Annotated in this window: 16 protein-coding genes and 1 pseudogene; 1 reads left to right on the forward strand and 16 read right to left on the reverse strand. The window is 49.6% G+C overall.

Annotated elements, in window-relative coordinates:
• Window positions 1-375 precede the first annotated feature (375 nt).
• The 9 genes from AC5JQI_RS13385 to AC5JQI_RS13425 all read right to left on the reverse strand — a co-directional run bounded on the left by AC5JQI_RS13385 (window position 376) and on the right by AC5JQI_RS13425 (window position 7,406).
• Window positions 376-2,025 carry a type VI secretion system Vgr family protein gene (locus AC5JQI_RS13385; RefSeq protein ID WP_493912515.1) on the reverse strand — a complete coding sequence of 550 codons (1,650 nt, stop codon included), beginning with the start codon at window positions 2,023-2,025 and terminating at the stop codon, window positions 376-378.
• Window positions 2,022-2,567: a baseplate complex protein gene (locus tag AC5JQI_RS13390; protein WP_493912516.1), complete on the reverse strand. Its 546-nt coding sequence runs from the start codon at window positions 2,565-2,567 to the stop codon at window positions 2,022-2,024. The genes AC5JQI_RS13385 and AC5JQI_RS13390 overlap by 4 nt, the downstream gene beginning before the upstream one ends.
• A complete protein-coding gene (locus AC5JQI_RS13395) occupies window positions 2,539-2,979 on the reverse strand; it encodes a hypothetical protein (protein WP_493912517.1) in 441 nt (146 codons plus the stop codon). Before AC5JQI_RS13395 ends, AC5JQI_RS13390 begins: the two co-directional genes overlap by 29 nt.
• A gap of 89 nt (window positions 2,980-3,068) precedes the next feature.
• A complete protein-coding gene (locus AC5JQI_RS13400; protein ID WP_493912518.1) occupies window positions 3,069-3,749 on the reverse strand; it encodes a phage virion morphogenesis family protein in 681 nt (226 codons plus the stop codon).
• Window positions 3,746-4,246 (reverse strand): phage tail protein, encoded by a 501-nt coding sequence (locus AC5JQI_RS13405; RefSeq protein ID WP_493912519.1) that lies wholly within the window; start codon window positions 4,244-4,246, stop codon window positions 3,746-3,748. Before AC5JQI_RS13405 ends, AC5JQI_RS13400 begins: the two co-directional genes overlap by 4 nt.
• On the reverse strand, window positions 4,243-4,695 hold the full coding sequence (locus AC5JQI_RS13410) for a head completion/stabilization protein (RefSeq protein ID WP_493912520.1): 453 nt from the start codon (window positions 4,693-4,695) through the stop codon (window positions 4,243-4,245). The genes AC5JQI_RS13405 and AC5JQI_RS13410 overlap by 4 nt, the downstream gene beginning before the upstream one ends.
• A 61-nt stretch (window positions 4,696-4,756) precedes the next feature.
• Complete coding sequence (gene gpM, locus AC5JQI_RS13415; RefSeq protein ID WP_493912521.1) at window positions 4,757-5,503, reverse strand: phage terminase small subunit; 747 nt, start codon at window positions 5,501-5,503, stop codon at window positions 4,757-4,759.
• On the reverse strand, window positions 5,503-6,534 hold the full coding sequence (locus AC5JQI_RS13420) for a phage major capsid protein, P2 family (RefSeq protein WP_493912522.1): 1,032 nt from the start codon (window positions 6,532-6,534) through the stop codon (window positions 5,503-5,505). Before AC5JQI_RS13420 ends, gpM begins: the two co-directional genes overlap by 1 nt.
• A 32-nt stretch (window positions 6,535-6,566) precedes the next feature.
• Window positions 6,567-7,406 (reverse strand): GPO family capsid scaffolding protein, encoded by an 840-nt coding sequence (locus AC5JQI_RS13425; protein WP_493912523.1) that lies wholly within the window; start codon window positions 7,404-7,406, stop codon window positions 6,567-6,569.
• Window positions 7,407-7,586: 180 nt separating this feature from the next.
• Between AC5JQI_RS13425 and AC5JQI_RS13430 the strand changes: the two are divergent.
• Window positions 7,587-8,999, forward strand: a pseudogene (locus AC5JQI_RS13430) (terminase large subunit domain-containing protein); the annotation flags it as partial.
• Here AC5JQI_RS13430 and AC5JQI_RS13435 read toward each other — a convergent pair.
• The 7 genes from AC5JQI_RS13435 to AC5JQI_RS13465 form a co-directional block, all read right to left on the reverse strand.
• Entirely contained in the window at window positions 8,990-9,451 is a 462-nt protein-coding gene (locus tag AC5JQI_RS13435; protein WP_493912524.1) for a terminase large subunit domain-containing protein, read from the reverse strand. The pseudogene AC5JQI_RS13430 and the gene AC5JQI_RS13435 overlap by 10 nt on opposite strands.
• 5 nt (window positions 9,452-9,456) lie before the next feature.
• Window positions 9,457-9,816, reverse strand: coding sequence for a hypothetical protein (locus AC5JQI_RS13440; protein WP_493912525.1), 360 nt, complete (start codon window positions 9,814-9,816; stop codon window positions 9,457-9,459).
• Window positions 9,813-11,912 (reverse strand): replication endonuclease, encoded by a 2,100-nt coding sequence (locus AC5JQI_RS13445; protein ID WP_493914681.1) that lies wholly within the window; start codon window positions 11,910-11,912, stop codon window positions 9,813-9,815. Before AC5JQI_RS13445 ends, AC5JQI_RS13440 begins: the two co-directional genes overlap by 4 nt.
• Before the next feature lie 68 nt (window positions 11,913-11,980).
• Window positions 11,981-12,439 carry a hypothetical protein gene (locus tag AC5JQI_RS13450; RefSeq protein WP_493912526.1) on the reverse strand — a complete coding sequence of 153 codons (459 nt, stop codon included), beginning with the start codon at window positions 12,437-12,439 and terminating at the stop codon, window positions 11,981-11,983.
• 1 nt (window position 12,440) lies between these two features.
• A complete protein-coding gene (locus AC5JQI_RS13455; protein ID WP_493912527.1) occupies window positions 12,441-12,662 on the reverse strand; it encodes a TraR/DksA family transcriptional regulator in 222 nt (73 codons plus the stop codon).
• Complete coding sequence (locus AC5JQI_RS13460; protein WP_493912528.1) at window positions 12,655-12,858, reverse strand: DUF2732 family protein; 204 nt, start codon at window positions 12,856-12,858, stop codon at window positions 12,655-12,657. Before AC5JQI_RS13460 ends, AC5JQI_RS13455 begins: the two co-directional genes overlap by 8 nt.
• A 79-nt stretch (window positions 12,859-12,937) precedes the next feature.
• On the reverse strand, window positions 12,938-13,273 hold the full coding sequence (locus tag AC5JQI_RS13465; protein WP_493912529.1) for a DUF5347 family protein: 336 nt from the start codon (window positions 13,271-13,273) through the stop codon (window positions 12,938-12,940).
• Window positions 13,274-13,284 lie beyond the last annotated feature (11 nt).

Here is a 13,284-nt window from a genome sequence, read left to right on the forward strand (position 1 = left end):
CACTGAACCAGCACCACCTGTATTCAGTCAGGGCTTTGAGAAGTCCTGTAAAACTTACAAGACACCGAATTCCATTTCCTTACTCTTTTAAGGTTAAGGTCATTACGCTTATTCAACTAACAGCCGTAGATTATAGGATGATTTTCAGATGATTCAATCAATTAAAATAATGACTCAGTAAATACAAAAAAACCAACGGGTGAGGTTGGCTTTTTTGTATTTCCCTTAAGAAGGGATATCTGTTTTGTGCTAACCAAGGTTGGTAGCCTCGGTCAGAGCGCGTTACTCTTCAACTAACATCATCAGTCTAATACCTATAGCATAAAATATCAACCTATGGTATGGCGTAGAGGATCTCACACAAATAAACGATATTCACCCAATCACAGGCGAATACTTCCGTTTCAGCCCATCCGATTTATACGCCGTATTGCGTATCGCGCTGGCGTTCTCCGGGGGACTGGTATTGTGATGCGTATGCGCGGCGGTCAGTTCCGCCAGTTCCTTCACCACGTCCAGCGTGTCTAACATCAGGGTCATGACATTGAGCTGCTGGCTGCCGACCCACACCACTGGGGCGACGATCTCCTGCTTAACGCCGGCAATGCTCTGCTTAAGCTGCCCAATTTTTTCAATCAGTTTCTGGCCGACGTCAATAGTCGCCTCTTTCCCCACACTGGCGACGAAATTCGATGAAGTTGCCAGACTATAATCGCCGTCTGCCACCTGCTGAATAGCGCCCGCCAGTAGCGTAGCCGTGCCCAGTACCGTGATGTTATCCGTGGCCTGTACCGTGGTGTCCCGCGCAACCACCGTGCGGGTTTCGGTGTCTGCCCTGATTTCGCGGTGCATAGACGATTCCTGAATGCTCTGGTCAGTCTGGCGTACCCAACTACCCTCCTGCGTCACCCGCTGCGAGACTTCCGCCCGCTGCTGCTGTAATTGTTCACCCGGCTTAATATTCGGCAGGGTATTGCCCTGACTCAACGTCTGACGAATAAACGGTTTGTCCGGTCGCCCGCCCTCGAACGCGATTTCAACTATCGTCCCGACAGGCGGGTACTGGAACATACCCGACTCACCCCCCGCCATCGGCAAAGGCAGCGGTACAGCGCGGTAAACCGGCGCGGCGGCATCTTTGCCGTTATCATCCAGCAATTGCACATCCACCGCATAACGCGGCCGGAATGGATCAGAGATATCGCCGCTGGCCGTGTTTTCGGTGTGAGCTTCAATACGGGCAAACTTGGGCAAATGCAGCCCGGCCGATAATTCGGGGTAAGCGGCATCAATCTGGCGCTGCATTGGTGTCTTGCTGCCCGGCTGGCCGGTCAGTTTGTTGAGGGCGTCCCAGGTAATGACCATATTTTCATTGTTCAGATTGACCCTGGTCAGCCGCTGCTGATTGACCACCACGCCGGGGCGCAGGGATTGGATCATCGGGATCGTCATCATATTGCCAGCAGACTGCTGCTGACTAAATTCATTCGGGATAGCGACGGGCTTTCCGGCAAACAGGGAATGCGCCCAACTGCCGACATACACCGAACCATCCGGCCACTGATGCCAGATATAATCTTTAATGGCAAACACCTGTCCCAGACTCGCCAATAGCTGATAGCCCGTGCCATTATGCGTGTAATGCGGGATCGGTTTATCGGTGTAAGGCGCATCCGGCAAGATAAAGGTCAGCCCGCTATGCGCCTGCAACCAGTCCGTAATCTGGCGCAAGGTCGGATGCTGAAACGAGCACGGCCACGCTTTATCAAACACCCCGACCAGCTCACGCACAAATAACCGCTGATAGCCGTTCTGGGCAGGCTGCGCGCGTTCCACATAGCCCGTAAACCAGCGCAACACCAAATCGGTATAGCCCACATCCAGCCGCACCAGTTTCCCGGTGTAATCGGTAGTTGTCTCGGCGGTGATAAAGCCCCGGCCACAGGCTGACAGCTCCAGCATCAGGTTTGCATCAACCAGATGCACTACATCACCGGATAAGCTGAGTCGTTGGATCGGTTTCATTCGGCGGCGCCTCCGATACTGTCGTTAATCGGTTTCAAAACCGTTTGTTCAAACCAGCTTAACTGTTCCGGCTCTTCTTTGGCGTCACGGCTCCCCTTGCCCGGCGCTGTCTGTTTTTTGGTCTCCGTCGTCCCGGTGGCACGCGCCTCGCGTTTTTCCGCCACCGATAAATGTTCCCTTAAGGTAAAAGTGACCTGCCATGCCTGCTTACCGTCCACCTTGCTGGCATCAATCGTACCCGTAAAGGTGCCGATACGAAAATTAATGGCCTGCGCGGTCAGATTAGCCACCCGGTAGCGTTTCAGGTTGCCATTGTCTTTGGCTTCCGCCAGTGCAAACAGGCGCGACAGGGTTTTCTGTTCGGTAAAGGGAATAATGCCCGTGATACGCAGCTCTTTCGGCTTGATGCCCTGTTCGGCGACTGCCGTACTGGAAGACTGGCCGCTTTGGTCTTGATCCTGAAACATCACGGAGGGCGTGACGGTCAGGCTTTTTAACGGGATGGCCTCGCCATCAAGGGCGAGGGTGATAATCTGGCTCATGCGATAGCATCCTTTCTAATGGGCTAATGTCATCCGCGACAAATAGCGTGGCTAAGGTATAAACAGCATCCTGCTCCGGGATGCCCTTGCGTATCTTTTCGGCCAACAATACGCCGTTCCCTTTCCCGGAGAACGTCCAGACGCTGGCCGACTTATCCTTGATCCCGTTCAGGGTATCGCTGACTTGCTGCAAGGCGTTTTGTCTTGCCGTGGCAAATCCGCTTAACTGTGATTTCAATCCTGCCAAGCTGCTGCTCACGCTGGCCTGTGCCTTGGCCTGCTCTATTAGTTGTGCATTGACGGCCAAGCGGCTGGTCGATGTTGACAGCGGCTGAGGCAGCGGTAACCCGCCGCCTTGTTTGCCCGGCAATTGCATTTTGGTGATGGCCAGACTTTCGGCTGTTTTTGCCATACGCGTGACCTGAGAAAAAACGGGCAACGGTAACCTGATTAACCTGAACATGTGGCCACATTGTTTCGTTCCTTTTTCTCATCGGTAGATTATCGTTGTCCACCGTAGTTAATCCCTTGTAATACTCGCTCTAATGCCTGAGTAAAATCGGCTTGGTTAATACCCAAAAATTCACGGGCGGGAAGATCCACAGTCCATGTACTTTTTTGCATTTCCCCACTTAAAGAACGGATGAGCAGCCCGGCTTGCCAAAAACTCATTACGCCTGTGATATTTTTTTGTGCGGGTGCTTTCCAGCCTTTCTTTTTGCCTTTTCTGACTTTGTAACCCAAGGAAAGGAGTTTTTTCGCCTGCGTTTTCGTCGCTTTTTTGTCAGGATCACGGGGCGCTTTAAAGTCCGACCTCCTGATAGTGAAGCGGTATCCATTTTGTTGGGTGTACCCCACCGCTCCGGCCTTAATCGGCTTTGTGCCACTGTGATAGCCCCCGCCTTTGAGATAAAGGCGCACCCCCTGAATTTCCGGCATCGGTTTGATAAGCAATAACTTCGGCAACTTGGTTAACATCTTCGCCTTACGCTTTCCCTTTCGGGCAGGCCAAGCCTGTCCTTCCGGGGTTTGTTGCCGTTCGGTATAACGTTTTGAGGCGGCAATGGTTTGTTGCGCCAGCCTTATCATGAAGGTTCGTTTCCGGTTTGGCGTTAAATCAAGTTGTGCCAGTGCTTCTTTTAACTGTTTAAGCTGTTTCCGGTTAATCTGTCCCTGTATCATGTTAGCTGCTTCCCAATCCTTGCCCCAGTTTCATCCACGCTATGCACCGCGCCTTGTTCAGCGAACCACACTTCGGGTTCGGCCAGTGACCAGCGCTTGCCATCAAGGGGGAGCATGCCTTTCGGGTCTTCCCTAATCACCACTGGCTCGGCCAGTGACAGCGACACCACCACAACCGCCGTGTCGCCATCCACTTCAACCGTTAATGATGGCCGTTCCTGTTCGACATTGGCATCACCCAAACTTTCACCTTGCTCAGTCAGCCAGATATCTATCAGCAGGGGGATATTTCGCGGATCACACTCCCGATAAGGAAAACGCCCCCACGCAATCACCACCTCATATTGCTGGACAAACATCTGGTATTGCCCCAGACCTAAATCCCGTTGTGCCGGAATAAAGCGAATTTCATCCATTTCACTGGTAAATTCCGTCTCGCAAAGGCGTTCCGGCAGATTTTCCCGTAAAAATGCGGTTAGCTTCTGTAACTTGCTCATATCAGGCGTACCGTTGTGCGTCCGTGCCCTTTCATGTTGCGCAGCACGAAGGCGGCTTCGGCCAGCAGTCGGTTGCGCACTTCCGGGCTTTCCTGTCCCGGATTGGGGGCACGGCTGACCAGTGTCGTGTACTCCCCCAGTAAATCGGCCTTTGCCCGCGCATAGACCGCTTTTTTATACTGGCTGACCAGTGCGTTATTGCCATTGATGGAAATGCCCAGCACATCAGCCGCACATGGGTAGCCTTTGGCCTGCAAGCGCGATTTCAGGCGCTGCAAGTCCAGATTGATCTCAGCCACCGTTGCCAGCAACGCATTGGCGAGCATGTCATTGTCCAAATCAGCGGGCAGTTTGCGATTGACCTGAAACTCTTTCAGGTTCAAGTCCGGCCAAAAGCCGTCATTGGTCAGCGGTGCATCCCGATAATCGACGGTGTTGCCATTAAACATCGTGCCTCTCTCCCTGAATAAAAAGCGGGCTGTCCGGTTTCCACGGCCATTAACATTGCTGTTATGCCTCCACCGCGCCCACTCCGGCTTGCGGTAGTCGTTGCGTTTCGGTTGCCAGTGCCCGTACGCGGGCGGCAATCCGTTGCCGATAAGTTTTTACCCCGGATTTCGGGTTGCAATGATGGGCTTTCGCCAGCCAACTATCGGCCTGCTCCAGCACATCCAGCCTATCCACCGAACTGGCCTTAATGTCGGGGTTATCCCCTTTCAGCAGGTTCAGGGCGGCAAATTTGTAGTACTTGGCCTTAATCTTCTCGTGTACCTTCCATTTTTCAGTGACATTCTGAAATGTCCTTGAAAAATAGGGTTCCACAGGGTTTCCCGCTTCGGCTTCCGCCTGTGACCAGAGTAAAACTGTGTCGGCCACAAACGCCGGAAAGCCACTTTTAAAATAGTCCGGGGTGAGCTGTCCTTGCTCAATGGCGATATCCGCCCAGTCCAGTCCCTTATCAAAATCCCCGATATCAAATAACCAGATGATGCAATGGGCAAAAATCGGGTTGCGGTACACCTCGCCCTCAGTTAAATAGCGCTCTGCTGTAGGCTGATAATTGGGCAGCAATTCCCGCTTTTTCATCTCGACCCGTTCTGCGGTCAACGCCAACTGACGCAACCGCTTCACGTCCTGCTCAAGGGCACGGGCTTGCAGGTGCATACTCGCGCCATCGGCAATGGCGACGGCTTGTTGCCGTGTCAGTTTCTGGCGAAGTTCAACCGCTGCCCGGTGTCGTTGAGCAGGTGACAGCATTAGTCTGTACCCGTTTTTTCAGCAGGTTCGGCCACTTTGCCAATCGTCACGGCGCTCTCATCATAGGCCGCGTACAACTCCGGCGTTTCAAGCGCATAGCCCTCATTACGCAGGTACTTGTTTTCGAACTGCTTGCGGTCGTCCACAAATTCCGCCTTGCGCTGACGGGTATTGCGCTGCGTCAGAATTTGCAGGTTAGGCAACATGGTAACGACCATACGTTTGCCCGGCATAAACGGCGGCACCATCGCCGGACGGCCAGCAATAGAGCTGCCCAACATCTGCGCGGCAATTTTTTCCGTTGGCCTGTCGGCTGACTGGTAAAGTCGGTATTGCTCGGCCGCCACCAAATCCGCCCCGACCAAGACCACCAAACGCGGATCATGAATAAATTGCGGCGGAATACAGGTGTTAATCAGGTCAGAAGCCATCGAATCCAGTGACTTATGGTCGCCATGTTCATCCAGTGTGATTGGTGTGGTAATGACCTGTTTGCCTTTTTCCCAATCTTTGGCAATCTGATGCCAGCCTTTGTTGACATCTTCCCCATTCGGGTTCTCGTCCGGGTTGGTTGTCTCGGCGATACGCTGGCCGTTAAAGCCCACGCGCAGCATATCCAGTGCAAATGACTCATTGGTAAAGGCCTGCATACGCAGGAAGAATTCTTCTTCACTGCCGGAGTTCGCCCAGATGGACAGCAAGTCCCATTTCAGCGCTGCGCCGGAATCGGTTTCCACCAATTTATATTCATTGCCATCAATGCCCGTCGCACGCATAAAGCGGCCATCTTTCTTGCGTCCCGTAAAGAGTCCCGGATTGCCCACAGACACCACCTGACCGGACAGATGATCCACATCCGCACAAGTGATCATGTTGAGGAATTCGACGGATTCCAGCAGGGCGGCGCGCAAGGCGGTTTCTTTCGGGTCACTCAGCGCGAAGTAACGTGAGGTATCCGTAACCCCATAGGCTTTTGCCAATCCCACAGAGTAATTCTGCAAAAATGCGTGTGCCCGTTGATTTAATTGCATAGCTCTTCCCTTTGCCTTTTCCCATTAGGGGATCACAGATAATTAAAACTCTTGTTCTTGTTGCCTTTTGGATTTTTAGACGGCAAGTGGGTCGCAATCCCATCCAGTTTGCCAAACTTTTTCAGAATATCCGGCAGACTGTCACGCAAGCGGGCAAACTCTTCGGTATCAACCACCTCTTTGACGGCTTCGATATCGCCCTGTACTTCTTCCACTTCCTGCTCAGTGGATTTCAGCTTGCTTTCGACGGCAGCCATTCGCTTATCCATTTCTGCCAATGCTTCAGCGATAGCCTGCAACACATCGTCACCCGTGGTTTCGGCTGAGGTTTCTTCCGGCTCTTCAATACCGAAGCGACTACGCCATGTCTTTTTAGTGCTTTTAGCCATTTTTGTTCCCTTTTGTTTAAATTCCCTGACTTCGTCAATCACCAGCGGCTTATACGTGCCTGACCGATGAGATTTTTTCTTTTTACTAAACTGTAAGCGTGTCGTGCCTACACTGGCTGGCGAACTGGTGACAGCCAGCCCTTCCAGATATGATTTGCCTGTCCCGCGCCAGTTACCGTCTATCGTAAATTCTACCGAGGTAAACAACAGTTGGCCGTCCCGGTTGGCGTCCAACAAACGGTGATTGGGTCGCAATTGCGCATAAAGACGCAAAGCCCCGTCCTCCCCGCGTTCGGCCTTAACCGCGAGCACTTCGCCCATCGTTCCTGTCCAGCGTTCATGCTCCGGCCAAATCAGGGCGGTATACAATTGAGGGTCATAAAGTTCTGCCGCATCCAGAATCCATTGCGGCTCCATCACCCGGCCATCGACGGTGTCGCCTTCCATGGCAATACATATCCAGTTCGTCATTAACTGAGACATATCGCATTCCTTTCGTTTGCTTCCAATACAGTATTGCGGATTCAATCGGCGGCGGCGAGGGGTTCAATGCGGTTGAATTCGGATATGACACATAACCGAATTCAACCGAAGTTGGCCGGACGTAAGGAGAAAATTAGCCCTGCATAATGAGGGCATGAAAGGACAAGGATGCTTAAGGATATGGCTAAATACTCGGACGAATTAATCAAAGTGGCAAAGTCGCTTTACCTGCGCCGCTCGACTCCGGCTGAAATTGCCGAAGAGTTAAATCTGCCCAATCGGCGGATCGTTTACTACTGGGCAGAAAAATGGAATTGGGCGGATATGCTCAGTCATGAAAGTGTGCATGAAGCGATTAATCGCCGTGCGGCTCTGCTCAGTGAACGCAATCATAAAACTGCGCTGGAACTGGACGAACTCGACCGCCTGATTGCCCATCATGTGAAACTGACCATTCAGGAAAATAAGCACACAGAAAAACTGACCGAAATTAAAGTGAGGGCGCAAGCAAGTAACGATAGTGATTATGCGCCATCGGGTGACGGTGAGCCGAAGAAAAAGAAACGCTATCGCAAAAATGATATTTCGACACTGACAGCGGAAGATTTCCAGACCTTTATTGATAGTAATTTGTTTGGATATCAGAAACATTTGCGTGACAACAAGCATAAGCAAGTACGCAATATCTTAAAATCGCGCCAAATCGGGGCAACTTGGTACTTTGCGTTTGAAGCCTTTGAAGATGCAGTCTTAACAGGGAAGCCCCAAGTGTTCTTGTCGGCTTCCAAACCACAGGCGCAAGTTTTTCGCTCCTATATCGTTAACTTTGCTGAACAACTTTTCGGGATCACCTTATCCGGTGAACACATTCGCCTGAGCAATGGCGCAGAACTACGCTTTCTTTCGACCAACAAGAACACCGCCCAATCTTACAGCGGGCACTTATATTGCGATGAATACTTCTGGATACCGAATTTTAAGCGGTTCAACGAAGTGGCTTCGGCAATGGCCACCCATGATCATTGGCGCACGACTTATTTTTCAACGCCCAGCGCGAAAACCCATCCCGCCTACTCTCTTTGGACAGGTGACGAATGGCGCGGCAATGATCCCAAGCGTAAGAACGTGGCTTTCCCTGCCTTTGATGAACTGCGGGACGGCGGGCGCGATTGTCCCGATGGTCAGTGGCGCTATGTCATTACCTTGGAAGATGCTATTAAGGGCGGCTTTAACCTCGCCAGCATCGACCGACTGCGCAACAAGTATAACCCGGACTCATTTAACATGCTGTTTATGTGCGTGTTTGTTGACAGCGGCGCCTCTGTCTTTACCTACAGTCAAGTTGATAAATGCGGTGTCGATATCAACCTGTGGGAAGATCACAACCCCAACGTTTCACGCCCGTTTGGTGAACGTGAAGTCTGGGGCGGCTTCGACCCTGCCCGCTCCGGTGATACGTCCACTTTTGTGATTGTCGCCCCACCGATGATGGCAAACGAAGCCTTTCGGGTACTGGCGACGTTCTACTGGCAGGGCATGAACTGGAAGCATCAGGCAAAGCTGATTGAAGAACTGTTCAAGCGTTATCGCTTTAGACTCAAAGCTAATTGCACCAACTGAATAGGGTTATCCGACCAAGCCCACTCTGACACATAAACATCGCCACAAAGGGCTGCAACATGGCTGTTTTCATGCACAAAGCGGATTTCAGCACCATTACTGAGCGTCAATAACCGGATTTCTTCAGCATTTTCGGTTAACGTTGCTTGCTGTTTCGGGAAATACTGTGCAACGTAGTGAACAAAGTTCGGCAATAACTCCTTATTGGACATAAAAAACTTATTTCGCCCCGTCAGGCAGGCATCGCTTAATGCTTCCAGCACGAAATAATAATCAGCACCCGCCTGCCTGCATTTATGCAAAAAGCGATTGCGGTGATGTTGATTGGCTTTCCAGCGTTTCTGCCAGACAAATAAATCCAGCACAAATTTACGGTTAATGTTGTAAACGATATCGGTATCTAACTGTAATGTGATGTTATCCATTTTATTTATCCTCTCAGCCACTGATCGCCAAAATCATCAAACACCCAACGGTCAGACGCTTCTTGTTTCAGTTGTTCGGCTGCGCCATCCAGCATGGTTGCGATATCCCGCACCTCAGATTCTGGTTTATCAATGAACCCTCTGATATGGGACGCAATCAGCAGATCACGGGCATATTTAATCCCTTTAACCTGTTGTGCTTTGATATCGATATCAATATCGAATTCAGCAACATCAATTGTCATCCAATGATTATCAACTGCGGACATAACCTCCGAATGAGATAAAAACACACCGATTATCTCCGTACTCTCTCTGTGATGCTTGGTACCATAAGTTCTCCGACTTAACACAAAAACTTTCATTGTTCCTGCCTCATCTGCCCCAGATTATTAATCCGCGCCCGCAACCTATCACGGCGCGCCTCTTGTTGCCGTTCCGACTCCACCGGAATAAAACTGCCATTCATCCATAACTTAAATGGCTGTTCATCTATACTAATTTTTCCACCCATGATTAATGACTTCGCCATAAATCGGCTAAAGTTCATACCAACTGAATCCGCATAATCGATAATTTTTTCTATTAACTGATTATTGCTGTTGACCGTACCAGAACCCCCCGTACAGTTATTGACAGAACTCCTAGGCGGCGCGGACGCACCGCTAAAACCCGCCTCCGCTGACGCTTCGGCCAACTTCGGCACAATCTGCCAAGTCTTCAGACGCGTTAAGATGGGGGTATCCATGCCCACCAAAGGCGAGAAAACCCCTTTGATACGGATCACGTCTTCCCCGTGGGCGTTGGTTTCCTGACTGGTTTCATACCACAGACGCGCGACCAAATCCTCACGGCGAACAAAGGGGCCACCCTGCGCATTGATATAATTTGCCCAGTCGCCGTTATCAGCCGCATCATGCACTTCGGCAAACTCAACACTTAAACCCATCGCCGTCTCGTGATCCGCCATGCGACGCAATTCACGGTAAACCGTCACCGGGGCACCGCCCACAAATTGAAACTGACGGATACGCCAACGTGCAGCCCAGCTACTTGCAGCAATGGCCGCATCTTTAACAGGTCGGCCACTTTCATCATCCAGTTCGTCGTCCATGGCATAGCCATCAATATTTTTAGAAATGTACTTCGCAACATACCCGGTCGCTGATCCTTTTTGCGGGTCAATCACCTCAGCATGGAATCTGGCCTTACGGGCTTTTTCAGTCCGTAATTCAGCCCTGTCTTCTTGAAAGGCATAATGGCGTAAGATTTCGCGTACCTGCCCGGCTTGTTCAGGACGCATAAAAAACAGCATATGCCAGTGGGGAGTGCCATCATGATGCGGTTCAGCAACACGAATGCCAAAGATGCGCAGGTTGTCACGGTGTAATTTGGCTCTGACTTTTGCCCAGACGCCACTTAAATATTTCTGCGTATCGGCCGGACTGCTGCCGCACCATTTGCGGTTACGGTGTCCGTGCCGGGTTGTGGCATGATATTTAGACAGGGCGGTCAGCGTGTAGAATTCAGCCACATAGCCCAATTCATTGCAGATATTTTCAAAACCCCGAATGCGTACCATCATTTCAGTACGGCGGATCGCGGGGTTAGCCACACTGCCATAGTATTTATCGATCAAGCTGACGCGGTTGCCCTCTTCATCTTCCAGCTCCATCGACTTGATAAATTCTTTCGTGCGATGCTTCTGCTCTTTCCATTCGGAAATAGTCATTTTGCTGGCGTAGAGACTGGCTTGTTTGCTGACGCGGTTAATTGAAATCTGCAAATGTTCGCGCCATTCTGCCGCCAGACGGCGCAACCGACCCAGCCACCATTTATCTGAGGTCATGCGAGAAATGGCACCGATAGCTTCCGTTTCAGCAAAAAAGCGGCCAGTCAGCTTATCCCAGTAAGGCGCAGCCTGACGGTAAGCTTGAGTGATAGATGCAGCACGTATATATAAAACATGCGCCCGTTTCAGATCACTTTCTTCTGGCCTGTCATCCGCAACTGTTTGCAGCTTCTGAAGAACAAATTGAGCAATGTCATTCGCCAGTAATTCGATATCTTCCCGTGATAGATCAGGAATGCGGTTAAACCGGGCCATATAAAGCGCGTTATCGGCCTCGACTTCTTGAATCTGGTAACGTTCAGTCACCAAATTAACGCGGGGTAAGATACGGTCAACGAATGTTTTAGACAAAAAAGCCTCGGCACGTTGTGTCCCCTGCTCCTTTTCTAAAACATCAGCTTTGTACTGAACATCAAGGCGGACAATGGAAGGCTGCTTGCGTAGTAATTGCTGAACACGAGCACGTGCCTTGATCGCTTTTGCAATCGTACGGCTCTCTTCTTCCTTCTGGTATTGCTCGGCATAAGTTGGGAACGGCCTTGCTATCGGCTGGATAGGTTTATTCCACGGCAGAGAAACGCACGCAGCCAGAGCTGCGTTGTGGGGCATCTCTGGCTGGAATTTACTGAATTGACGGCGCGGTTGGGGTTGTACGCCGTTGGTTATAGATCCGGGTTTCACCCACAAACCCCAGTAGACACTGGACTACAGGCGTGCTGTGAATTTTCATCAGTTTTTTCATTAAAAAAATATTTAGGTGTTAGCAATAAATATTCCAATGAATATTCATAAAATGAAAATTTAACTTCACAGAGGGAATCCAGTTTCCTCTGAAAATGATAAAACCCATTAATTCTGATAAGGATTCGTGAAGAAGTGTTATCAACCCGTTCATTTTCTCCAACCAGAAAAAGCCAAATAAAATCACCGTTACGAGCGCCAGTCGGGAATGCTCGATTACTAAAAATATTTTCAATACCAACACTTTTAATAATAAAAAATTGGCTTATTCTTTCTAAATCTTTTAAATCAAAGATTTTGTCACAACCAATGTCAACACCAATACGGTGATTTTTATTATCTTTAATGACATCAAATCCTACTTTATCAATTTTAACACAATGAATTTTTCCCATCTTACACACTCCGGCAATGCTTCTGTTGCAATTCAAAATAGCTCTGGCAATCCACACAACGAGAACAACCGATAGCCTGAATACGTCGAATTTCTGGGATAACTTCGCCGCACTCTTCACATTCAAACGCTGAAACACCCACAGGGCGATTGACATGTTCTGAAATTCTGCGTTCCAGTGTTTCTTCTGCGTGTTGGCAAGCGCGGTCTATAACATCAAACATAGTTCCACTCCTGTGCTTGACGGTCGATGTTTTCAGACTCACTTTTCAAAAGAGCAGCACTGGCCGAGTGATCCATTTTGTTTTTTAAAACATGAATGGATAAACTTTCCAAACGGTAGGAAAACTTTTCGGCATAATGCTTGCGTTCATCCTCCCGCACTTTTTTTATTAATTGTTCAATACTTATATTTTCCATTTATTTATTCCCTATTTTTAGATAAAAGAATTCCCTGACGTGTTGACGCCATTAAAATAAAATCAGTATTTATTATTATTTAATTAGGCAGTGATAAATCTTTCGGCAATATTGCGCTCGCTGCTTTAATTAAATTCATAGCCTTAGTTAAATTAATTCTTTCCTCATGGGAAAATTGATTTAATTCCAAGCCGTGCCGTTCTTTAGGAATACGGGCAAGAAAGAGAATCGCCGCCAGTACGCGAATATTATCAGCATAGTGCTCATTACGTTTATCACGCATATCATCCATAAAGGCAACCAACTGCTCATTGGCAGATTTAAAATGCTCCGCTCTCAGTTGAGCAAGTTTATTTAAACCATTAGCCCGTATTTCAAATGGCATCGGGAAAGCCCGCTGTTCTGTTGATTCCATTTGGTATTCCT

The organism is Xenorhabdus sp. XBWT (genome assembly GCF_059072735.1).